19 protein-coding genes and 1 pseudogene are annotated in these 20,112 nt (G+C 73.9%); 3 read left to right on the top strand and 17 right to left on the bottom strand.

The annotated features are described in order from the left end of the window. Nucleotides 1-233 precede the first annotated feature (233 nt). Nucleotides 234-430, bottom strand: a pseudogene (locus ACZ38L_RS11280) (cold-shock protein); the annotation flags it as partial. Nucleotides 431-887: 457 nt separating this feature from the next. Then, nucleotides 888-1,226, bottom strand: coding sequence for a hypothetical protein (locus ACZ38L_RS11275; protein ID WP_465691531.1), 339 nt, complete (start codon nucleotides 1,224-1,226; stop codon nucleotides 888-890). 16 nt (nucleotides 1,227-1,242) lie between these two features. Here ACZ38L_RS11275 and ACZ38L_RS11270 point away from each other — a divergent pair, with 16 nt between their 5' ends. Both ACZ38L_RS11270 and ACZ38L_RS11265 read left to right on the top strand, forming a co-directional pair. After that, nucleotides 1,243-1,791 carry a hypothetical protein gene (locus ACZ38L_RS11270; RefSeq protein ID WP_465691529.1) on the top strand — a complete coding sequence of 183 codons (549 nt, stop codon included), beginning with the start codon at nucleotides 1,243-1,245 and terminating at the stop codon, nucleotides 1,789-1,791. A gap of 354 nt (nucleotides 1,792-2,145) precedes the next feature. After that, nucleotides 2,146-2,547 (top strand): YccF domain-containing protein, encoded by a 402-nt coding sequence (locus ACZ38L_RS11265; RefSeq protein ID WP_465691527.1) that lies wholly within the window; start codon nucleotides 2,146-2,148, stop codon nucleotides 2,545-2,547. A 51-nt stretch (nucleotides 2,548-2,598) separates the two neighbouring features. On the opposite strand, the gene ACZ38L_RS11260 is transcribed toward ACZ38L_RS11265, so the two are convergent. The 14 genes from ACZ38L_RS11260 to ACZ38L_RS11195 all read right to left on the bottom strand — a co-directional run bounded on the left by ACZ38L_RS11260 (nucleotide 2,599) and on the right by ACZ38L_RS11195 (nucleotide 17,349). Then, entirely contained in the window at nucleotides 2,599-4,794 is a 2,196-nt protein-coding gene (locus ACZ38L_RS11260) for an alpha-N-acetylglucosaminidase (protein ID WP_465691525.1), read from the bottom strand. A 123-nt stretch (nucleotides 4,795-4,917) separates the two neighbouring features. Continuing rightward, nucleotides 4,918-5,985, bottom strand: a complete 1,068-nt coding sequence (locus ACZ38L_RS11255) for a CehA/McbA family metallohydrolase (RefSeq protein WP_465691523.1) — start codon at nucleotides 5,983-5,985, stop codon at nucleotides 4,918-4,920. 273 nt (nucleotides 5,986-6,258) lie between these two features. Next, nucleotides 6,259-6,555, bottom strand: a complete 297-nt coding sequence (locus ACZ38L_RS11250) for a YciI family protein (protein WP_465691521.1) — start codon at nucleotides 6,553-6,555, stop codon at nucleotides 6,259-6,261. Between the two features lie 63 nt (nucleotides 6,556-6,618). Further along, the gene (htpX, locus tag ACZ38L_RS11245) at nucleotides 6,619-7,479 is read right to left on the bottom strand and encodes a zinc metalloprotease HtpX (RefSeq protein WP_396555574.1); all 861 of its coding nucleotides are present in this window, start codon (nucleotides 7,477-7,479) and stop codon (nucleotides 6,619-6,621) included. A gap of 137 nt (nucleotides 7,480-7,616) precedes the next feature. Further along, on the bottom strand, nucleotides 7,617-9,206 hold the full coding sequence (locus ACZ38L_RS11240) for an NADH-quinone oxidoreductase subunit N (protein WP_465691547.1): 1,590 nt from the start codon (nucleotides 9,204-9,206) through the stop codon (nucleotides 7,617-7,619). A 12-nt stretch (nucleotides 9,207-9,218) separates the two neighbouring features. Next, nucleotides 9,219-10,781 carry a complex I subunit 4 family protein gene (locus ACZ38L_RS11235; RefSeq protein ID WP_465691518.1) on the bottom strand — a complete coding sequence of 521 codons (1,563 nt, stop codon included), beginning with the start codon at nucleotides 10,779-10,781 and terminating at the stop codon, nucleotides 9,219-9,221. Nucleotides 10,782-10,842: 61 nt separating this feature from the next. Then, nucleotides 10,843-12,816: an NADH-quinone oxidoreductase subunit 5 family protein gene (locus ACZ38L_RS11230; protein ID WP_465691515.1), complete on the bottom strand. Its 1,974-nt coding sequence runs from the start codon at nucleotides 12,814-12,816 to the stop codon at nucleotides 10,843-10,845. Then, nucleotides 12,813-13,184, bottom strand: a complete 372-nt coding sequence (gene nuoK, locus ACZ38L_RS11225; RefSeq protein WP_465691513.1) for an NADH-quinone oxidoreductase subunit NuoK — start codon at nucleotides 13,182-13,184, stop codon at nucleotides 12,813-12,815. The genes ACZ38L_RS11230 and nuoK overlap by 4 nt, the downstream gene beginning before the upstream one ends. Nucleotides 13,185-13,190: 6 nt before the next feature. Beyond that, nucleotides 13,191-13,847, bottom strand: a complete 657-nt coding sequence (locus tag ACZ38L_RS11220) for an NADH-quinone oxidoreductase subunit J family protein (protein WP_465691511.1) — start codon at nucleotides 13,845-13,847, stop codon at nucleotides 13,191-13,193. Then, complete coding sequence (locus ACZ38L_RS11215) at nucleotides 13,844-14,329, bottom strand: 4Fe-4S binding protein (RefSeq protein WP_465691545.1); 486 nt, start codon at nucleotides 14,327-14,329, stop codon at nucleotides 13,844-13,846. The genes ACZ38L_RS11220 and ACZ38L_RS11215 overlap by 4 nt, the downstream gene beginning before the upstream one ends. A gap of 50 nt (nucleotides 14,330-14,379) precedes the next feature. Beyond that, nucleotides 14,380-15,327, bottom strand: a complete 948-nt coding sequence (locus tag ACZ38L_RS11210; RefSeq protein ID WP_465691543.1) for a complex I subunit 1/NuoH family protein — start codon at nucleotides 15,325-15,327, stop codon at nucleotides 14,380-14,382. Nucleotides 15,328-15,338: 11 nt separating this feature from the next. After that, complete coding sequence (locus ACZ38L_RS11205; RefSeq protein ID WP_465691509.1) at nucleotides 15,339-16,298, bottom strand: NADH-quinone oxidoreductase subunit C; 960 nt, start codon at nucleotides 16,296-16,298, stop codon at nucleotides 15,339-15,341. Then, entirely contained in the window at nucleotides 16,295-16,942 is a 648-nt protein-coding gene (locus tag ACZ38L_RS11200; RefSeq protein ID WP_396555584.1) for an NADH-quinone oxidoreductase subunit B, read from the bottom strand. Before ACZ38L_RS11200 ends, ACZ38L_RS11205 begins: the two co-directional genes overlap by 4 nt. After that, on the bottom strand, nucleotides 16,933-17,349 hold the full coding sequence (locus ACZ38L_RS11195) for an NADH-quinone oxidoreductase subunit A (protein ID WP_396555586.1): 417 nt from the start codon (nucleotides 17,347-17,349) through the stop codon (nucleotides 16,933-16,935). The genes ACZ38L_RS11200 and ACZ38L_RS11195 overlap by 10 nt, the downstream gene beginning before the upstream one ends. A gap of 308 nt (nucleotides 17,350-17,657) precedes the next feature. On the opposite strand from ACZ38L_RS11195, the gene ACZ38L_RS11190 reads away from it, so the two are divergent. Next, nucleotides 17,658-18,902: a sensor histidine kinase gene (locus ACZ38L_RS11190; RefSeq protein ID WP_465691506.1), complete on the top strand. Its 1,245-nt coding sequence runs from the start codon at nucleotides 17,658-17,660 to the stop codon at nucleotides 18,900-18,902. 24 nt (nucleotides 18,903-18,926) lie between these two features. Here the strand turns inward: ACZ38L_RS11190 and ACZ38L_RS11185 are convergent, their stop codons facing one another. After that, nucleotides 18,927-19,991: a S1C family serine protease gene (locus tag ACZ38L_RS11185; RefSeq protein ID WP_396557324.1), complete on the bottom strand. Its 1,065-nt coding sequence runs from the start codon at nucleotides 19,989-19,991 to the stop codon at nucleotides 18,927-18,929. Nucleotides 19,992-20,112: the final 121 nt, after the last annotated feature.

Here is a 20,112-nt window from a genome sequence, read left to right as displayed (position 1 = left end):
TCCTTCGTCGTTGTGGCGTGAACAACCCCAGTGTCGACCCCGGCACCGGGGAGCCCACGAGGAGCGGAGGCCCCGCCCCTTCATCGCATCAGCGGTGACCGCCGGCGGAGGACGGGCGGCCCGGGCCGGCGGCGGGCTCGCCACCGCCGGAAGCGCTGTGGGCCGCGGCTGACTGCGAGCCCCACAGGACGCACGGTACGGTGGGCGAGCCGTCGGATCGTCAGATCGGGGCGTCAGATCACGACGGCGTTCTCGGCCCGCGGGCCCGTCCACCCCCGCGCGACGTCGAACTGGACCCACCGGCCCTCGACGGGCTCACGGGAGCCCTGCGCGACGATGTCCGAGTGGCGCGCGAAGACGTCGGCGCCGCCGTCCTGTGCGATGAGGCGAAGCCCTTCTCGGCCTTGAACCACTTCTCGCTACCCGTGGCCGTCGCCCTCCCTTAGGCCAGGTGGACGGGCCCGCGGGCCGGGCAGCGCGCCGAGCCTTCGCCCTGGTCGCCCGTCCGAGGGAAGCCGGATGCGACACATGGAAAACGCGCCGCAGGACGAGCCGGCCGGCAGTCATAGATCCACGGGAACAAAATCCCAATCCACGGGATCCAAATCCACGGGAACCGAACCCGCAACCGCGGCCAGCAGTGGCACGGTAAATCCGCGGAGCACGGAGAACGGGAATCCCTCCGGAAATCGGCCACCCCGTCGGGGCCGCCCGGGGGCCCGCCCACGGAGCTCGGGGGCCTACCGGGGCCGGACCGGGGCAGTCCCCCGATCACCGAGACCGCGTCGCTTCCGAGCGGGAGCACCCACCGCCACCGCCTCCCACCGCCCGCCGACCTGGCGCCGCACCGGGCCGGCCCGCCTCCATGCCAACCGCCACCGGCCTGACTACTGACGGGTCGCCTCGAAGGCGGCCAGGGCCTCCTCGGCGGTGACCGGGGCGAACGGCTCGAGGGCGGCGACCTCGAAGCGGGACAGGCGCAGGTACCGCTCGTCGGTCTCGGTCAGGGTCCAGCTGTGCTCGGTGCGGGCGGTCATCGGCTGACCGTTCTTGGCGATGCCCTGCCAGGCGAAGCCCATGGCGAGCTGGTAGGTCCGGCCCCGGCCGGGGGTCACGACCAGGTCGAGCACGTTGTGGTTGCTGATGTCGACCAGGCCGCAGGCGCCGTCGTACCAGGCCGAGACCTCCTCGAAGGTGTGCAGCACCCGGCCGTCGGAGAGAGTCATCGCCAGGTCGTCGGTGATGAGTTCGCGAAGCGGCTCGGCGTCCGGGGCCGGCCGCTCCAGCAGCGAGAGCCAGCAGCGAGAGCCAGTAGTGCAGGAAGGCGCGCACCCCGTTCCCGCCGTGGGCGTCGGCGAACGGCGCCTCGTGCCGCGAGAGCACCTGCTCGCCGAAGGTGCTGATGCGCGGCAGCCACTCGTCCGCGTCGTGCACCAGCTCGAAGTCGTAGCGGATCACGGCGGCACCGTGCAGGCTCGGGCCGCGGGTCTCGAAGTCGTGGGTGACGACGGCGCTCGCGACGGTGTCGCCGGTCCGGGTCAGCTCGAGGCTGCGCAGGTGGTGGGCGTTGGCCTGGCCCGGGTAGGCCCGCGACAGGCCGTCCAGGTACGCCTGGCGGCCGCTGACGTCCGGCAGGCCGCTCTCGGGCGCGCGGCGCAGGGTGAACTCGGGGGTGAGCAGCTCGACGTGGTGGGCGAGCGGCTTGGGCTCGGTCTCGTAGCAGGTGTACCAGCGGTGCACGACGGTCCGCACGCGGTTGCGGTAGGAGGCCTCGGTGAGGGCGGTGCGTAGCCGGTCGAGGGCGGTGGTCTCGGACATGGGCGGCGCTTTCGGTGCGGAGGAAGCGGGCGGATGTCCATTGCGTGTACACACATACGATAGTTAGTGCGTGCGCACACACGCACCTCGGTGCGGGGAGCGGCTCGAGTCGGGCCGACCTCGACCACCCGGCGAGAGCCGTGAACGGAACCCGGGAGCGTCGGCACCGGCCGCGCCCCGTCGGCGGATGCCTCGCCAGCACCGGCCGGACCACCGACAACTGACCTGCGACCAGGCCGACGTCACGCGTTCGAGTTCAACAGTGCGGCAGTGATTGGGGAGTGCCGGGCATGGGACGATTGGTGCCGGGCATGGGACGATTGCACCATGAAGGTGATCGACTTCGTCCTCAATGTGATCTGGTTGGTTCTCTGCGGCATCTGGATGGCCATTGGTTATGCCATCGCGGGAATTGTGTGCTGCGTGCTTATTATTACCATCCCGTTTGGCGTGGCGAGTTTCAGGATTTCGGGCTACGTGCTGTGGCCGTTCGGGCGGACCACCGTGGCACGGCCGGACGCGGGCGTGCCGTCGCTGATCGGCAACGTCATCTGGTTCGTCTTCGCGGGGTGGTGGTTGGCGCTCGCGCACATCGCCACCAGCATCCCGTTGTTCGTCTCCATCGTCGGAATCCCGTTCGGGTGGGCGAATCTGAAGCTGATCCCGGTCTCGCTGATGCCGCTGGGCCGGGAGATCGTCCCCAGTGATCGGGGGTTCGCCGGCCGCTGAGCACGGCCGGCGGCACCGGACGACGTGCCGGCGGCGTGCCATGACGGCGCGTCAATCGTCGAGGGTGGCGCGGACCTCGGCGGCGAGGGCGAGGGGATCGCCGGTCGGGGTGGTGGGGTAGGGACCGGTGCGGTGGGCCCAGGCGTCGTCGTGGGCGAACCAGTCGATCGGAGCCGGGGGCGTGCCGGTGGTCAGGGCCGCGTCCAGGGTGGCGAAGTAGGCGGCCCAGCGCGGTGCGTACAGGTCGCGGACCAGGCCGGACCACTCGCGGTTGGCGTAGTCGTGCACCCCGGCCTCGCTGGGGGTGCGGCCGGCCCAGGTGGTCAGGATCGAGCGGGCGTCGTACTCCAACTGGTCGCGCTCGGCCGGGGTGGCGCCCCAGGAGCGGGCGGCGGCCAGCCAGGGGCCGAGCAGGAAGCGCGGGTCGGCCGAGACCAGCCGGTCCAGCAGCGCCTCGTCCGCGTTCCACCGCGCCACCAGGGCGCGGAAGCCGGCCAGGTCGCGGGCGCCGTACGCGGTGGCGATCGCGGGCAGCAGCACCCGGCTCCGGTTGGTCAGCGCCTGCCGGGCGACGTCCACCAGGTCGTAGCGGTAAGCGTCGGTGGCCCGCAGCTCGGCGGGGGCCCGGAGCAGCTCGTCCAGCGCGTCGCGCACGGTGGCCGGGTCGTAGCGCAGGACGGGCGGGCTCCAGCTGGCGGCGGAGGTCGCGGTCAGGCTCGGCCGGGCGGTGAAGAGGCTGTCCTGCGGCTCGCTCCAGGCGCCGGACGGCAGGCTGTACGGCCCGCGGCGGAGCAGCTCCCAGGCGGCGGCGGTGTGCGGGTCGGCGCCGCCGTAGCGGCGGGCGGCATACCGGGCGAACCAGTCGGCGGGGTCCAGCCCGCCGGGCTGCCAGGCGAGTTCGGTGAACAGCTCGAAGCCGGCCGGATTGCCCCCGGTGCCCTCCGGCAGGTAGGCGAGGCCGGCCAGCCGGCTGCCGGGCCGGCCCAGCCACTGCGGGAACCGGGCCGCCCACACCCCGGCGTTGGCGCCCAGACTGGTGTGCCCGCCGAAGTTGTCGATCGCGCCGAAGGCGTACGGGGTACCGTCCCACTGGCGCTCACGGTCGAGCGTGTCGTAGCGGTCGGACAGGCCGTCCAGGACCAGCAGCCGGCTGCGGTCGACGGCTGCCAGCAGGGCGGGCGCGGGGTTGTCCTGCCAGCCGAGGATCGCCCAGACCGCGCCCCGGTGGGCGGTCTCCAGCGCATCCTGCACGGCGCGGGCCGCCGCGCCCAGGTCGACGCCCTGCTCCCGGCCGCCCTCGTGCAGCGGGTCCATCTTGTAGACCGTGCTGTCGCCGAACGCGGCCCGCTGGGCGGCGTAGTACGCGGCGGCCAGCCGACCGAAGACCGGGCCGGCCGGGTCCAGCCAGTCGGGGCGGTGGAAGCCGACCCAGTCGCCCTGCGGGATGGTCCGGGCGCCGGGGTTCCGGGCGGCGAACCCGGGCGGCACGGTGCCGTAGAAGCCGGGCAGCACCGGGGTCATGCCGAGCGCGCGGAGCCGGTCGGCGACCTGGCGGCCGAGCGCGGCCCGGGCGCGCAGCAGTTGTTCGGAGACCGGGCCGCCGAAGCCGCTCAAGTTCTGCAGCAGCCACCAGCTCTGGTGCGCCGGCGCCGGGATCCAGGAGCGCAGCTCGTTGGGGCGGTAGCCGAAGCCCTGGAGCGCCCGGTAGTACGGGTACTCGGCGCCGACCTGGACGAAGACCTCGTTGACGCCGTGCAGCGCGAGCAGGTCGATCTCGTGCTGGTAGGCGGCGAGGTCGCGGTAGGCGCCGGAGTAGCCGGCGTCGGTGTCGTTGAGCGCGTAGCGGTGCGGCACCGCGGCCGAACGGGTGATGGTCCCGGGCACCGCGGGCAGGGTGGCCGGCAGTCGTCCGGTGCTCTGACCGGGCCAGCCGAGGTCCACCCCGGCGACGTGCGCCAGGTACCAGCCCACGCCGGTCAGCAGGGTGGCCGGCGTGGTGCCGGTCACCCGGACCGCGCCCGCCGGGCCGGAGAGCGTGAAGAAGTCCGCACCGGTCGGCCCGGCGGCGGCCGGGACGAGGGTGAACTGCGCGGCACGGTCGGGCAGCAGCCGGGCCAGGCTCGCCGCGGCCGGGGCGACGTCGAAGGCGGCGTCCGCCCGCGCCGGGGTGGCCAGGCTCGCACCGAGCAGGGCGGCCAGGGCCACCGGGACGAGGGCGGCGGGTCGGAGCGGACGGCGGTGCGGCATGCCGCCCACCCTGCCGCCCGCCGCGCCGGGGCGGCTCCGGCGCGCGGCGGGCTTCACCTCGCTGTACCAGAGCCGCCCCCCGATCAGCGGACAGACCGATCAGTGGACGGACCGATCAGCAGCTCAGCCGATGGTCAGCAGGATCGGGTTGGTGAGCGCCGCCATCGGACCCCAGGGCAGGTCCGGGCCCATGGTGTTGCCCTGACCGGGAGTGCCGTCGCTCCTCGGGTGGCGCACCTCGGCCCGTACGTAACCGGCCAGCGAGGCGGTGGTGCGCCAGACCACCGTTCCGCTGCCACCGGCCGGCAACGACTCCTGGTGCAGCTGCCCCTCGTCGGCGACGAACCGCACGGTGCCGTTCGGCACTCCGGAGACCACCAGCCGGACGTCCACCGGCGCGTCGGCCGGGACGGTCAGCCGCTCACCGATGCCGGCCTGCCGGCCGTTCCCGGCGGCGGTGAACTCCAGCCGCACGGTGGCGGATTCGGCGATCCAACTCCGCCCGGCGCGCAGCCAGGCGACGATCTGGTCCCGCGTCAGGTCGTCGGCCGGCACCACGTTGTGCGGCAGCCCGATCACCTGCGGCACGCTGTGCGCGTCACTGTTGCCCAACGCCGGCAGCCAGGGTCGGCCGTGGCGCAGGTCCTCGGCCAGCCGGGAGTCCCAACTGTCCACCGCCGACTCGTCGTCGTGGGTCCACGGGCCGTTCCAGACCTCGACCGCGTCAGCGCCCTGGTAGCCGAACTCCCACTGGCAGGCGACGTACGGGCAGTACGGGTGGGCCGGCACCACCAGGCCGCCGCCGCCCTGTACTTGGCGGACGAAGCGCGGGTAGGCGTCGTCCCGGGCGCGGTAGCGCCAGTCGATCCAGTCGCCGGGCGGCAGGCCGAGCGCCAGCCAGTGGCCGTTGCGGGTGGTGACCTCCTCACCGGTGATGATCAGCAGGTCGGGGCCGGCGAGCGGGCCCCAGATCCCGTGCGAGGCGGGGGTGTTGTGGTCGGTGGAGACCATGAAGTCCAGCCCGGCGGCCCGGGCGCCGGCGGCCACCTCGGCCGGCAGCCGACGGCCGTCCGAGTAGACGGTGTGCAGATGGCAGTCGCCGCGGTACCAGGACCGGCCCCGGCCACGGGCCCGGTCCGGCGGGCAGTGCGGGGTGAACTCCGGCCCTGGGTCGCCGAACCGCAGGGTCACCTGGACCCGGTAGTCGAACGGCGGTCGCGGCGCCCAGCGCCGAGCCGGCCCGCAGCAGGGTCCGACGGTCCAGCAGCGGGGTCGGCTCGGGTAACTCGTCGGATGGGTGGTGCAGGCAGTCCTCGTTCGCGCACATGGCGACCTCCCGCTCGGCGCGGCGGCCGGCGCCCGGGCGGCACCGGCCCTCGCGACAGGCCTTCCCACGGGAGGCGACCCCGCGGTGAACCGCGGGCGAGCCGCACCCGCACGGGGCCCCTCGGGCGGGTGACGGCGTCAGGCCGGACCGACGCCCAGGTGGGCCAGCTCCGGAACGGTCCGGGTCGGCAGGAACTCGGTGACCTGGTAGCTCGCCGCGCCGGCCTCGGCGAACGGGTCGGTGGCCAGGATCGCCTCCAGCGTCGCGCGGTCGGCGGCCTGGGCCAGGAGCACCCCGCCGACCCGCGGCACCTGGCGGCCCGAGGCGAGGATCACCCCCGCGGCGTACTGCTCGTCGAGCCAGCCGATGTGCTCGGGCAGCAGCAGGTCGATCTCGTCCAGCGGAACGGTGTAGGTCAGGGTCACGACGAACATGTCAGGAGGTCTCCGGGAACTCCGGCCTGGTGGGGCCAACCGAACGGGACCGGACGGCCGGGGTCACCGGCGGCCCGCCATCCGCTCCAGGCGGGCGATCCGCTCGGCCATCGGCGGGTGGGTGGAGAAGAGTCGGGTGCCCGCCTCACCACGGCGGAACGGGCTGGCGATCATCATATGACTGGCCGTCTGCAACTGCGGCTCGGGTGGCAACGGCAGCCGCTGGGTGCCGTCCTCGAGCTTGCGCAGCGCGCTGGCCAGGGCGAGCGGATCCCCGGTGATCCGCGCGCCGTCGGCGTCCGCCTGGTACTCCCGGGAGCGGCTGACGGCCAGCTGGATGAGCGTGGCGGCGAGCGGGCCCAGGATCATGATGGCAAGCATGCCGAAGAGCCCGGGTCCGTCGTCGTCCTCGTTGCGGCCGAACGGGATCAGCCAGGCGAAGTTCACCAGGAACATGATCACCGAGGCCAGCGCTCCGGCCACCGACGAGATCAGGATGTCGCGGTTGTAGACATGGCTCAGCTCATGGCCGATGACGCCGCGCAGCTCGCGCTCGTCCAGCAGCTGCAGGATGCCGTCGGTGCAGCAGACCGCGGCGTTGCGCGGGTTGCGGCCGGTCGCGAAGGCGTTGGGCGCGGGCGTCGGGGAGAGGTAGAGCCGGGGCATCGGCTGCCGGGCCGAGGTGGAGAGCTCGCGGACGATCCGGTAGAGCCAGGGCGCCTCGATCTCGCTGACCGGGCGGGCCCGCATGGCCCGCAGCGCCAGCTTGTCGCTGTTCCAGTAGGCGTAGCCGTTGGTGGCGAGTGCGACCACCAGGGCGACCAGCAGCCCGGTCCGGCCGAAGAAGCTGCCGATCACGAGGATCAGTGCCGACAGCCCACCGAGGAGTACGGCGGTCCTCAAACCGTTGTGCTGGCGGTGCACGGCAGCCCCTCCAAGTGGTGCGGTGGGAAGCCCTCTGCTCACATCCCTCTGTCCTGGTCAACGGTGGGATGCCGGGTCCTGGTTCCCTTGTCGCACGCGGCCGGGCGACCCGCAGCCCGGCGCGGAGGCGTCCGGGCTCAGAACAGGCTGCCGCTCACCACCCGCAGGACCAGCTGCGGGGCGACCGAGAGCACCACCGCCACGGCCGCGGTGAGCGCCAACGTGCCGCTCAGCGAGACCGGCAGCCGTCCCGTGGTGACCGGCGTCGCCTCGGCGGTCGGCTGCTCCGCCGGGGTGAAGAGCTTCGCCAACCACAGCAGGTAGTAGTACAGCGCGATCACCACATTGACGGCCATGACCACGGCCAACCAGCCCAGTCCGGCGTCCACCGCGGCCCGGAAGACCACCACCTTGCCGAACAGGCCCACCACGCCCGGCGGCAGCCCGGCCAGGCAGAGCAGGAAGAAGGCCAGCGCCAGCGCCGCCCAGCGGTCCCGGGCGAAGAGCCCCCGGTAGTCGTCCAGCCGGTTGGCCGCGCTGGTCCGGCCGACCAGCGCGGCGACCCCGAACGCCCCCAGGTTGACCAGCCCGTAGATCAGCGCGTACGCGACGGTGGCGCCGAGCGGGTGGTCCGTCCCGGCGTACCCGGCCGCCGCCAGCGGCACCAGCAGGTAGCCCGCCTGGGCGACCGAGGACCAGGCGAGCAGCCGGACCGCGCCCTGCGCCGAGTCGGACCGCTGCCGCAGCGCGGCCACGTTGCCGGCCGTCATGGTGACCGCCGCCAGCACCGCCAGCAGCAGGCCCCAGGTGTGCCCGTACGGACGGAACGCCAGGTTGGTGATCAGCGCCAGCCCCGCGAAACCCGCCGCCTTGCCGACCACCGACAGGTAGCCGGCCACCGGCAGCGGCGCGCCGGTGTAGGTGTCCGGCACCCAGAAGTGGAACGGCACCGCGGCGACCTTGAAGGCGAAGCCGACCAGGGTCAGCATGGCGCCCGCCTCCGCCAGCGGCTTCAGCTGCCCGGGGACGTGCCCGAGCCCGTCGGCGATCGCGGACAGGTGCAGGCTGCCGGTGGCCGCGTAGACGAAGCTGACGCCGAGCAGCATCACCGCGGTCGCGGTGACCGAGGAGAGGAAGAACTTCAGCGCCGCCTCGCCGCCGCGCCCGTCCCGCTTCAGGGCGACCAGCGCGAACGAGGGCAGCGAGACCACCTCCAGCGCCACCACCAGGGTGGCCAGGTCCCGCGAGGCGGGCAGCAGCGCGGCCCCGGTGGCGCTGCTGAGCAGCAGGAACCAGTACTCCCCCGAGGGCAGCCGCTGCTCGTCCACGGTGTGCACCGACAGCAGCGCGGCGATCAGCGCGCCGCCGAGCGCCAGCAGCTGGAAGACCAGCGCGAAGTGGTCGGCGACGTAGCTGCAGCCCGCGGTGCCGGTCGGGCCGGGCACGCCGGGCACGCAGAAGGTGGCCCGGGTCCGGCCGGTCAGCGGCAGCAGGGCGAGCAGCGCCAGCACCAGCCCGGCCGCGGTGAGCGGGCCGAGCAGCCGCTTGCGGGCGGCCGGCAGGAACAGGTCGGCGACCAGCACCACCAGCGCGGCCAGCGCGGCGATCAGCGGCGGGGCGATCGCCACCCAGTCGACCGACTGGATCAGCGAGCCCTGGTGCGCGGCGGCGAGGAGGGTGGTGGAGTTCACGGCGGGCTGCCCCAGGAGTTGGTGGCCAAGGGTCATGGACGTCATCGGTCAGCCGCTCCCCAGCAGGCTGCGCACGGCCGGGTCGGACAGGCCCAGCAGCAGGGCCGGCCAGAGCCCGGCCAGCAGGGTCAGCGCGGCCAGCGGGGTCCAGCTGACCGCCTCGTAGCCGCGCAGGTCGGCGACCTCGGGGACGGCGGTCGGCTCGGTCGGATCGCCCATGCAGACCCGGCGGACCATGACCAGCAGATAGGCCGCGGTCAGCAGGGTGCCCAGGCCCGCGCAGACCATGAAGGTGAGGAAGGCCGGCCGGGAGAGCCCGGCGGCCGGGTCGAACGCGCCGAACATCGCCAGCACCTCGCCCCAGAAGCCGGCCAGCCCGGGCAGCCCCAGGCTGGCGACCGCGGCGAAGGCGAGCAGCGCGCCGAACCGCGGCGCCCGCCCGTACAGCGCGCCGCCGCTGCGGCCGGCCAGGGTGTCCAGGTCGGCCGTCCCGTACCGGTCCTTGAGCGCGCCGACCAGGAAGAAGAGCAGGCCGGTGACCAGACCGTGGGCGATGTTGGCGAACAGCGCGCCGTTCACCCCGACCGGGGTCAGCGAGGCGATGCCCAGCAGCACGAAGCCCATGTGGCCGACCGAGGAGTAGGCGATCAGGCGCTTGAGGTCGCCCCCGCCGCCCGGCCGGGCCAGCGCCAGGCAGGCCAGTGAGCCGTACAGGATGCCGACCGCGGCGAGCGCGCCGAGGTAGGGCGCGAGGGTCGCGGCGCCGCCCGGGACCACCGGCAGCAGCACCCGGACCAGCCCGTACGTGCCCATCTTCAGCAGCACGCCGGCCAGCAGCACCGAGCCGACGGTCGGGGCCGAGGTGTGCGCGTCCGGCAGCCAGCTGTGCAGCGGCCAGGCCGGCGCCTTGACCGCCAGGCCCAGGCCGATCGCCAGCGCGGCCAGCACCTGGGTGGTGTGCGACAGGCCGTGGCCGTGCGCGGCGGCCAGCGCGGTCATGTCGAAGGTGCCCGCCTTCAGGCCGACCAGCAGGAAGCCGAGCAGCATCAGCGCCGAGCCGAGCAGCGTGTAGAGGATGAACCGGTTGGCCGAGGCCACCCGGGCACCGCTCCCCCAGCGGGCGATCAGGAAGTACATCGGGATCAGCACGATCTCGAAGGCCAGGAAGAAGAGCAGCAGGTCGAGCACCGTGAAGGTGGCCAGCATGCCGACTTCCAGCAGCAGGAAGAGACCGGTGAAGGTCCGGGCCGAGGGGGCGTCCGGACCGCCCGGCCGGCGCCGCAGCGAGTAGACCGCGCAGAGGAAGGTCAGCAGCGCGGTGAGCACCACCAGCGGCAGCGAGATGCCGTCCACTCCGAGGTGGAAGCGGACCCCGATGGCCGGGATCCAGGAGACGTCGGTGACCGCCTGCATCCGGGACGGGCGGGCGTGGTCGAAGCCGGCCGCCAGCACCACGGCCAGCACCAGCACCAGGCCGGTGACCAGCGCGTTGAAGCCCAGCGCGCGACGCTCCTGGGTCTCCCGGTCCGGCCCGAACGCGGTGGCCGGGGCGAGCGTGACGGCGGCGCCGAGCAGCGGCAGCAGCAGCAGGGCGATGAGGACCGCGTTCATCGGGGACTCCCTGGGCTTGCTGCGGTGGACGGACGGACGGGACGGCGGTTCGGCGGGCGGGTCATGTGCCGACCGCCACGAAGACCGCGAGCAGGACGACGCCGGCCAGCAGCGCGCTCAGATAGGTCTGCGCGTTGCCGGTCTGGCCGCGCCGGACCAGCCAGCCGAGCACCCTGGCCGCGCCGCCGGAGGCCTGCACGTAGCCCTCGACCACCTCGCGGTCCAGGAACGTCACCAGCTGCGCGGCGCCGGCGACGGGCCGGACGAAGAGCAGGTGGTAGAGCCGGTCGACGGCGAAGCCGTGCTGCGCCGGGCGGTAGAGCGGGCCGAGCAACAGCCGGCCGGGGTCGGTGGTCACCGTGGCTCCGGCGGCGGCCCGGGCGGTGGCCGAGCGGCGGACGGCGTACGTGACCAGCCCGCCGGCCAGCGCCAGGCCGGTGCCGGCCAGCGCGGTGGCGAGCGAGGGCCGCAGCGAACCGCCGTCCAGCAGCGCGGGCAGCCAGTCGGGGCGCAGGCCGGCAACGCCGAAGCCGATGGTCGGCACCGCCAGCACCCAGAGCGGCCAGCGCATGGCGTGCGGCTCGGCCTGCCCGGCGGCGACCTCGTCGAGCTCGGGCGAGTAGGGCGCGCCCGGCTCGGCGGCGACCTCCACGGTGGGCCGCGCGGCGGTCCGGGCCGGGAACGCGAGCAGCCAGAGCCGGGTCGCGTAGGCCGCGGTGAGCAGCGCGGTGAGGCCGGCCGCGATCAGCACCGTCCAGCCGGCCGCGACCGGCACCGCGCCGGCCGGGCCGACGCCGTTGGTCAGGGCGTCGTGCCGAGCCGCGTGCTCGGCCGCACCGAAGACCGCCTCCTTGCTGAAGAAGCCGGAGAACGGCGGCAGGCCGGCCAGCGCGACCAGGCCGATGCCGAGCGTCCAGCGGGCGTCCGGCACCCGGTCGCGCAGGCCGGGCAACCGGGACATCGCGGAGAGCGAGTTGGTGTGCGCGGCGTGGATCAGCACGCCGGCCGAGAGGAACAGCAGCGCCTTGAACGCGCCGTGGCTGACCAGGTGGAACACCGCCGCCTCGCGGTCGCCGCAGGCCAGCGCGCCGGCCATGTAGCCGAGCTGACCGACGGTGGAGTAGGCGAGCACCCGCTTGATGTCGTCCTGGGCCAGCGCGCAGAGCGCCGAGCCGATCATGGTGACCGCCGCCATGACGGCGAGCACCATCAGCGCGGCGCCGGAGAGCAGGAAGACCGGGAGCAGCCGGGCCACCAGGTAGATGCCGGCCGCGACCATGGTGGCGGCGTGGATCAGCGCGGAGACCGGGGTCGGGCCGGCCATCGCGTCCGGGAGCCAGGTGTGCAGCGGGAACTGGGCGCTCTTGCCGGCCACCCCGGCCAGCAGCAGCAGCGCGATCAGCGTCGGGTGGGCCAGCTGCCCGTGCGCCGCGGCGGCCAGCACGCCGCTGATCCGGAACGTCCCGGCGTCCTTGCCCAGCAGGAAGAGGCCGAACAGGAACGGCACGTCGCCGAGCTTGGTGACCAGGAAGGCCTTCAGCGAGGCGGCCCGGGCGTCCGCGGTCTCCCAGTGGTGGCCGACCAGGAAGTACGAGCAGATGCCCATGATCTCCCAGCCGACCAGCAGCACGATCAGGTCGCCCGAGTAGACCACCAGGAACATCGCGGCGGTGAAGAGCGAGACCAGCGCCGCGTACGACGGGTAGCGCGGGTCCTCGCGCAGGTAGGCGGTCGAGTAGACCTGCACGCAGGTGGCGACCAGGCCGACCAGCACCGCGATCAGCGTGCTGTAGCCGTCCAGGTAGAGGCCGAGCGAGAGGTCCGGACCGCCGGTCGGGGCGAGCCGGGTGGCCGCGTCCAGGGTGTGGCCGGTGCCCAGCTGCAGCGCGGTGGCCAGTGCCAGCACGGCCGCCGCGGCGACCGGCAGGATGGCCAGCGGACGGGCGAAGCCGGGCGCCCGGCGGCCGGTGGCCAGGATGGCGGCGGCGCCGAGCGCGGGCAGCGCCGGGACCAGCGCGGGGAGCGCGATGTTCACGAGACGTCCTGGCCCTTCGACGCTGCGGCGGGTTCCGGATCCAACGCCGGGACCTCCGCGGCCCGGTCGCCGAGCGCGGTGATCCGGTCGACGTCGGCCGTGCCGCGGGCCCGGAAGAGCAGCAGCACGATGGCCAGCCCGAGGCCGATCTCGGCGGCGGCGATGGTGATGGCGAAGAGGGTGAGCACCTGGCCGGCGTGCAGCGAGTCGCGCAGCCAGGCGTCGAAGGCGACCAGGTTGAGGTTGACCGCGTTGAGCATCAGCTCGACGGACATCAGGACGAGGACGGCGTTGCGCCGGGCGAGCACGCCGTAGACGCCGATGCTGAACAGCAGCGCGGCGAGGACGGCGGGGTAGGCGAGATGCATCGGCGGTCAGCTCTCCTGCTTCCGAGGCTGCGGCTGGCTGCCGGGGCGGGGGGCGACGATCGGACGGCTGGTCCGCAGCCGGCCGGGGCGGGGCCCGGAGGTGTCGGACTTCCCGGTCCGGGAGAGCACGATCGCGCCGACCAGGGCGGCCAGCAGCAGCACCGAGAGCGCCTCGAACGGCAGCACCCAGGTCCGGAACAGGGCGACCCCGGTCGCCTGGGCGCTGCCGCCGCCCGCGCCCAGGTCGATCCAGGACGTCCGGAAGGCGTCCACCACCACGGTGACCAACGTCCCGGCGGCGGCCAGCGCCACACCGAGGGCGACCCAGCGGTTGCCCGAGTCGGCGTCCGGCGAGCGCCCGATCGGCGCCTTGGTGAGCATCAGTCCGAACAGCACCAGGACGACCACCGAGCCCAGGTAGATCAGCACCTGGACCCAGGCCACGAACTCGGCGGTGAGCAGCAGGAACTCGACGGCCAGCCCGCCCAGCGCGACCACCAGCCAGAGCGCGGCGTGCACCAGCTGGCGGGTGGTCACCGAGATCAGCGCCGAGCCCAGCACGGCCAGGCCGACCAGGACGAAGACGATCTCGACGCCGGTCGGTGAGAGGAATCCCCGGCTCGCGGGCGCGAGCGAGCCGGTGGCGAGCAGCAGCGCGCTCACGCGGCGTCACCTCCGGCGGCGGCGGCCAGCTTGTCGGCGGCCTTGCGGGCGACCGCGATCTCCTTGGGCTCCTCGGCGGCGGGGTCCAGCGCCGGCGGCGCCGGGACGGTCCACATCCACTCGCGGAGCTTCTCCCGTTCGTGGGTCAGCTCCAGGATGTCGGTCTCCGCGTACTCGAACTCGGGCGACCAGAAGAGCGCGTCGAACGGGCACACCTCGATGCAGATCCCGCAGTACATGCAGAGCGAGAAGTCGATGGCGAACCGGTCCAGCACGTTGCGGGTGCGGGCCCGGGCGTTCGGGTCGACCGCCGGGAGGGTCTCCTTGTGCGAGTCGATGTAGATGCACCAGTCCGGGCACTCGCGCGCGCAGAGCATGCAGACCGTGCAGTTCTCCTCCAGCAGCCCGATCACGCCGCGGCTGCGCGGGGGCAGCAGCGGTTGCGCGTCCGGGTACTGCGCGGTGACGGACTTCCTGGTCATCGTCCGCAGGGTGACGGCGAGGCCCTTGGCCAGGCCGGAGCCGGGGAGGTTCACTGGGAGATCGCCACCTTGATGATGCCGGTCAGGGCGAGCTGGAGGAGCGCGAGCGGGATCAGGCCGGTCCAGGCGAAGCGCATCAGCTGGTCCTCGCGCAACCGCGGGTAGGTGACCCGCAGCCAGATCACCAGGAACGCCAGGGCGAAGGTCTTCAGCAGCATCCAGAGCCAGCCCAGGCTCGCCGCCATCGGACCGTGCCAGCCGCCGAGGAAGAGCACCGAGGTCAGCGCGCAAAGCACCAGGATCCCGGCGTACTCGGAGAGCAGGAAGAACGCGAAGCGCAGGCCGGTGTACTCGGTGTACGCACCGAAGATGATCTCGGAGTCGGCCACCGGCATGTCGAACGGCGGGCGCTGCAACTCGGCCAGGCCGGCGGTGAAGAAGACGAAACCGCCGATCAGCTGCCACGGGACCCACCACCAGTGGAACTCGTTCAGCAGGCCGGGCAGCGAGAGGGTGCCGGCCGCCATCGCCACCGAGGCGCCGGCCAGCAGCATCGGCAGCTCGTACGACATCAGCTGGGCCGCCGTGCGCAGGCCGCCGAGCAGCGAGAACTTGTTGGCCGAGGCCCAACCGGCCATCAGCGAGCCGAGCACGCCAATGCCCATCACGGCGAGCACGAAGAAGATCCCGGCGTCGATCGACTGGCCGACGAAGCCGTGCGGGCCGACCGGGATGGCCAGCAGCACCAGCAGGTACGGGAGCAGGGCGACGGCGGGGGCAAGCTGGAAGACCCGGCGGTCGGCACCGGCCGGGACGACGTCCTCCTTCTGGGCGAACTTGACGCCGTCGGCGACCAGCTGGGCCCAGCCGTGGAAGCCGCCCGCGTACATCGGGCCGAGCCGGCCCTGCATGTGGGCCATCACCTTGTGCTCGGTCTGACCGATGACCAGCGGGAGGGTGAGCATGACAACGAGCGCGGCGACGCAGCGCAGCAGCATGTCGAGCAGGTTCACGCGCTGTCTCCGTCCTGGGGGGTGGTGGGCTTCTGGTCGTCGGACTCGCTCGCGGGCGCGGGGGAGGTCGGTTCGGCCGATCTCCCGGGCGCGGGGGCCTCTGCCGGCGTGTGCCACGGGGCATCCGAGCTCCGGGCCCGACGCGGCCGTTCCACCGCCGGCTCCGCCGCCTCGGCCGGGGCCGTGGCGGTCCCGCCGGCGGGCGCGGTCGCCGCCTGGCTGGCCGAACCCTCCGTGATGCTCCGGGTCCGCCGCGGCCGGTCCGCCCGCACCGCGGGCCCACCCTCCGCGCCGGCCGCCGCACCCGCCCGGGGCGTCCGGGCGCCGCGGGCCGGCCGCTCCGCCACCGGCGGCAGGGTGCCCTTCAGCGGACCCCACTCGTTCGGGTCCGGCACCCCGGCCGGCTGCATCTTGCGCCGGGCCGGCCCGTCCCCGTGGTCGCTCTCGCCCGGCTCCTTGGCGCCCGGCCACGCCTTGGCGACCCGCGCCGCGAGCACGAACTCCTTGCGCAGCGGGTGCCCCTCGAAACCCTCGGGCAGCAGCAGCGGCACCAGGTGCGGGTGGCCGGTGAAGCCGATCCCGAACATCTCGTGGGTCTCCCGCTCGTGCCAGCCCGCCCCGGGGTAGACGCCCGCCGCGGTCGGCAGCACGGCGGCGTCCCGCGGCACCCGGGTGCGCAGCAGCAGGTGCCGCACGCCGCCCGGGCCCTCGCCGACGCCGGCCAGGTGGGCGCAGACCGCGAAGCCCCCGGCGAGCTCGTCCACCGCGCTCAGCCAGTCGAAGTAGGCCAGCCCCAGCCCGTCCCGGGCCGCGGTGAGCGCCTCGATCCAGTGCTCGGCCGGCACGTCGACGGTCAGCAGCCGGTACGCCTCGGTGGCGGTCGCCCAGGGGCCGATCGCCGCGGCCGCGCCCTCGGGCGTCAGCACGCCGGGTCCGGTGCTCGGTGGAGTGCTCACTGGACGCCTCCCGGACCGGGCACCAGCGGCCGGCGCAGCGCACCGACGGACGGGCCGGCGGGCTGCGCCGCGTACCGCTCGGGCAGCGACTCGGCCGCGATCTTCTCCTGCAGCTTGAGGATCCCCTGGAGCAGCGCCTCCGGCCGCGGCGGGCAGCCGGGCACGTAGACGTCGACCGGGATGATCTGGTCCACGCCCTTGGTGACGGCGTAGGAGTCCCAGTACGGGCCGCCCGAGTTCGAGCAGGCGCCGAAGGAGATGACGTACTTCGGCTCCGGCATCTGCTCGTAGAGCCGCTTGACGGCCGGGGCCATCTTGTCGGTCACGGTCCCCGAGACGATCATCAGATCGGCCTGCCGGGGGCCGGGGGCGAACGGGATCACGCCCATCCGGATGAAGTCGTGCTTGGCCATCGAGGCGGCGATGAACTCGATCGCGCAGCAGGCCAGCCCGAAGTTGAAGCACCACAGGCTGTACCGGCGCCCCCAGTTCAGCACCACCTTGACCGGATCCGGCGCGAACCGGGCCAGCGGCCCGATCCGGCGCGGTTCCAGCGCGCCGGGGCCGGGGCGGGCGGCGTCGGGCATGCCCAGCGGGATCGGCCCCGAGGCCCCGGGCGTACCGTGCGAGTGGGTCACGTCCATTCCAGAACGCCCTTCTTCCAGGCGTAGAGCAGCCCGACCGCGAGGAAACCGAGGAAGACGAACATCTCCACCAGCGTCCCCGCGCCGTACCCCGCGGCGGCGAACACGGTCGCCCACGGGAAGAGGTAGATCGCGTCGACCGCGAAGATCACGTAGAGGAAGGCGTAGACGTAGTAGCGGATCTGGGTGTGCGCCCAGTCCTCACCGACCGGGTCCACGCCGCACTCGTAGCTGAGCAGCTTCTCCGGCGACCAGACCACCGGCCGCAGCAGCCGGTTGGCCGTGAAGGCCACCGCGACGAACAGCACACCGACCACCGCGAGCAGCCCGACCGCCGCGTAGGCGTCGAAGTAGCCGCCACCCGCCGCGGGATCGGCCGCGAGGGCAGCGATCACGGGCCCCTCCATGCGTTCGCCTCCAGATCGGCCGCGCCGTGTCCCGGGCCTGCGCACCGGCCTGGTTCACCGCGGGTCTTTACACATCCATAACCTCGTCTATGGCGTGAGTCTAAGTCCCCGGCCGCTCCGCACCGGAACCCCGCCCGCTCCGCAAGACGGCCGGTGGACACCCCCGCGGTCCCGGAGCCGGTGCCGGGCCCCCTGCGGAGGTGGGGTTAACCCCCGCCGAAGACGGGACCCTACCCCAGTGCGCGAGGCCGGGCCGAGCGGTCAAGCTGGTGCCCCACCCCTGGTAGCGACGAGGACGGACGGCAGGCATGAGGCCCTTCGGCGAGGCACCCCCCGGCGGCCCCGCGGCCGCGCGGCAGCAGACGGCCGAGCCGCCGTACGGCGCCCGGCTGTGGCGCCAGGTGCGCCATCTGCTGCTGAACCTGCCGGTCGGCATCCTCTCCTTCGTCTTCACCGTGACCGGCCTCGCGGTCGGGGCCGCCCTCGCGGTGACGGTGGTCGGGCTGCCGCTGTTCGCCGCCGGGCTGGCCGGCTCGCGCGCCCTCGGCAGGCTGGCCCGGGTCCGGGCGCGGGCCTCGCTGGGGGCCCGGGTGGCCGATCCGGAGCCGTTGCGGCCGGCCCGGCCGGGCGTGGTGGCCTGGGTTATCGCCTCGCTGACCGACGGGCTGAACTGGCGCTCGGCGCTGTTCTCCGTGCTGATGCTGCCCTGGGGTGTCATCAGCTTCTCGGTCGTGCTGGTCTTCCTGGTCATCGGCTGGCCGGCGCTGCCCTGGGTGGCGCGCTGGCTGGGGGCGGTGAACCGGCTGTTGGTGGAGCAGCTGCTCGGGCCGAGCCGGCTCTCCGAGCGGGTCCGCGAGCTGGAGGACGACCGTGGTGCGGTGGTCGACACGGCCGCCGCCGACCTGCGGCGGATCGAGCGCGATCTGCACGACGGCGCCCAGGCCCGGCTGGTCGCCCTGGCCATGGACCTCGGCCTGGCCAAGGAGAAGCTGCTGGACACCGAGCTGACCGGCGAGCAGGCCGCCGCCGCCGAGATGGTCGGTGCCGCGCACGGCGAGGTCAAGCTGGCCCTGCAGGAGCTGCGCGATCTCGCCCGGGGCATCCACCCGGCCGTGCTGACGGACCGTGGGCTGGACGCGGCGCTCTCCTCGGTGGCGGCCCGCTGCACGGTGCCCGGCGGGGTGAGCGTCAGCGTGGAGCTGCGCGGCCCCGACGGCACGGTGGAGCGGCCGGACTCCGCGGTCGAGGGGATCGCCTACTTCACCGTCAGTGAGTTGCTCACCAACACCGCGAAGCACGCCGGCGCCACCAGCGCCACGGTCGAGGTCTGGCGCTCGGCGGACCGGCTGATGCTCCAGGTCGGCGACGACGGCCGGGGCGGCGCGGTCGGGCCGGACGGCGAGTTCCGGCCAGGCGGCGGGCTGGCCGGCCTGGCCGAGCGGGTGCGCGCGGTGGACGGCGTCTTCCTGGTGGAGAGCCCCGCCGGCGGCCCGACCACGGTGACGGTCGAGCTGCCCTGGCGCACCCGTGCCCCGCGCGGCGCCGCCCATTGAGCCGAGCCGGCGGACGGCGGACGGTCAGGAGCTGCCGAGCGTCCCGAGGGTGACCTCGGCGGTCTGGCCCTGCCCGTTGCGGGTGTAGTTGACACTGACCTTGTTGCCGGGCTGCAGCGAGGCCAGCGCGGTGCTCAGCGAGCTCAGCGTGGTGATCGGGGTGCTGCCGAGCTGGGTGATCACGTCGCCCGCCTGGAGCCCGGCCGAGGCCGCCGGCCCGCCCGAGGTGGTGCTGACGACCACCACTCCGGCCGGCTTGAAGTCACTGCCGATGAAGGTCCGGGCGACGATCCCGAGCGCCGCCCGGCCCGAGTTGGTGACCTTGCCCTGCTTGATCAGCTGGTCGGCGATGTTGGTGATGGTGACGCTCGGGATGGCGAAGCCGATCCCCGGGGCCGCGCCGCCGCCCAGCTCGGGCTCGGTGGCGGCCAGGGTGTTGATGCCGATCACCTGGCTGGCCAGGTTGACCAGGGCGCCACCGCTGTTGCCGGGGTTGATCGCGGCCGAGGTCTGCACCATGTTCCCGATGGTGGCGCCGGGCGAGCCGCCGCCCTGCGGCTCCGAGACGGTCCGGCCGACGGCCGAGACGATGCCCTCGCTCACGCTGCTGGACAACCCCAGCGGGCTGCCCATGGCCAGGGTGATCTGGCCGACCTCGACCTTGTCGCTGTCCCCGAACGCCGCCGGCCGCAGCCCGCTCGGCGGGCTGCTCAGCTTGACCACCGCGAGGTCGTCGTCCGGGTAGCTGCCGACCAGCGTGGCGTCCAGCGTCTTGGTGCTGTTGGCCAGGGTCACCTGGAAGCTGCTGGCGTTGCCCACCACGTGCGCGTTGGTGACGATGTCGCCCTTGTCGTCGTAGACGATCCCGGAGCCGAGCCCGGAGCCGGTGGTGATCTGCACCACCGAGGGCAGCACGTTGCCGATGACCCGTTGGTAGTCGTTCTGCAGCTGGTCGCTGACCGCTGGTCCGCCGGAGTCGGCGGCCGCGGGCGTGGCGCTGGTCGACGCGGAAGAGGACGAGGTCGAGGACGCGGTGCGGGTGCAGCCGCTCACCACCAGCACCGCCGCCAGCACCGCCGCGGCCGGCAGGGCGGCCCGGCCGGCGCGCGGCCGGCACCCGGCCGGTGGCCCCCCGAGCGGCCCCCCGGGCAGTCCCTCGGCGGCCTTCGGACCGGTCGGGCGGGGGCCGGCCGGGATCGGGCGGGTGTGG

The sequence above is a fragment of the Kitasatospora sp. NPDC024654 genome (assembly GCF_055559155.1).
Note: the sequence above shows the minus strand (reverse complement) of the source record. Positions and strands in the feature narration are given on the sequence as shown.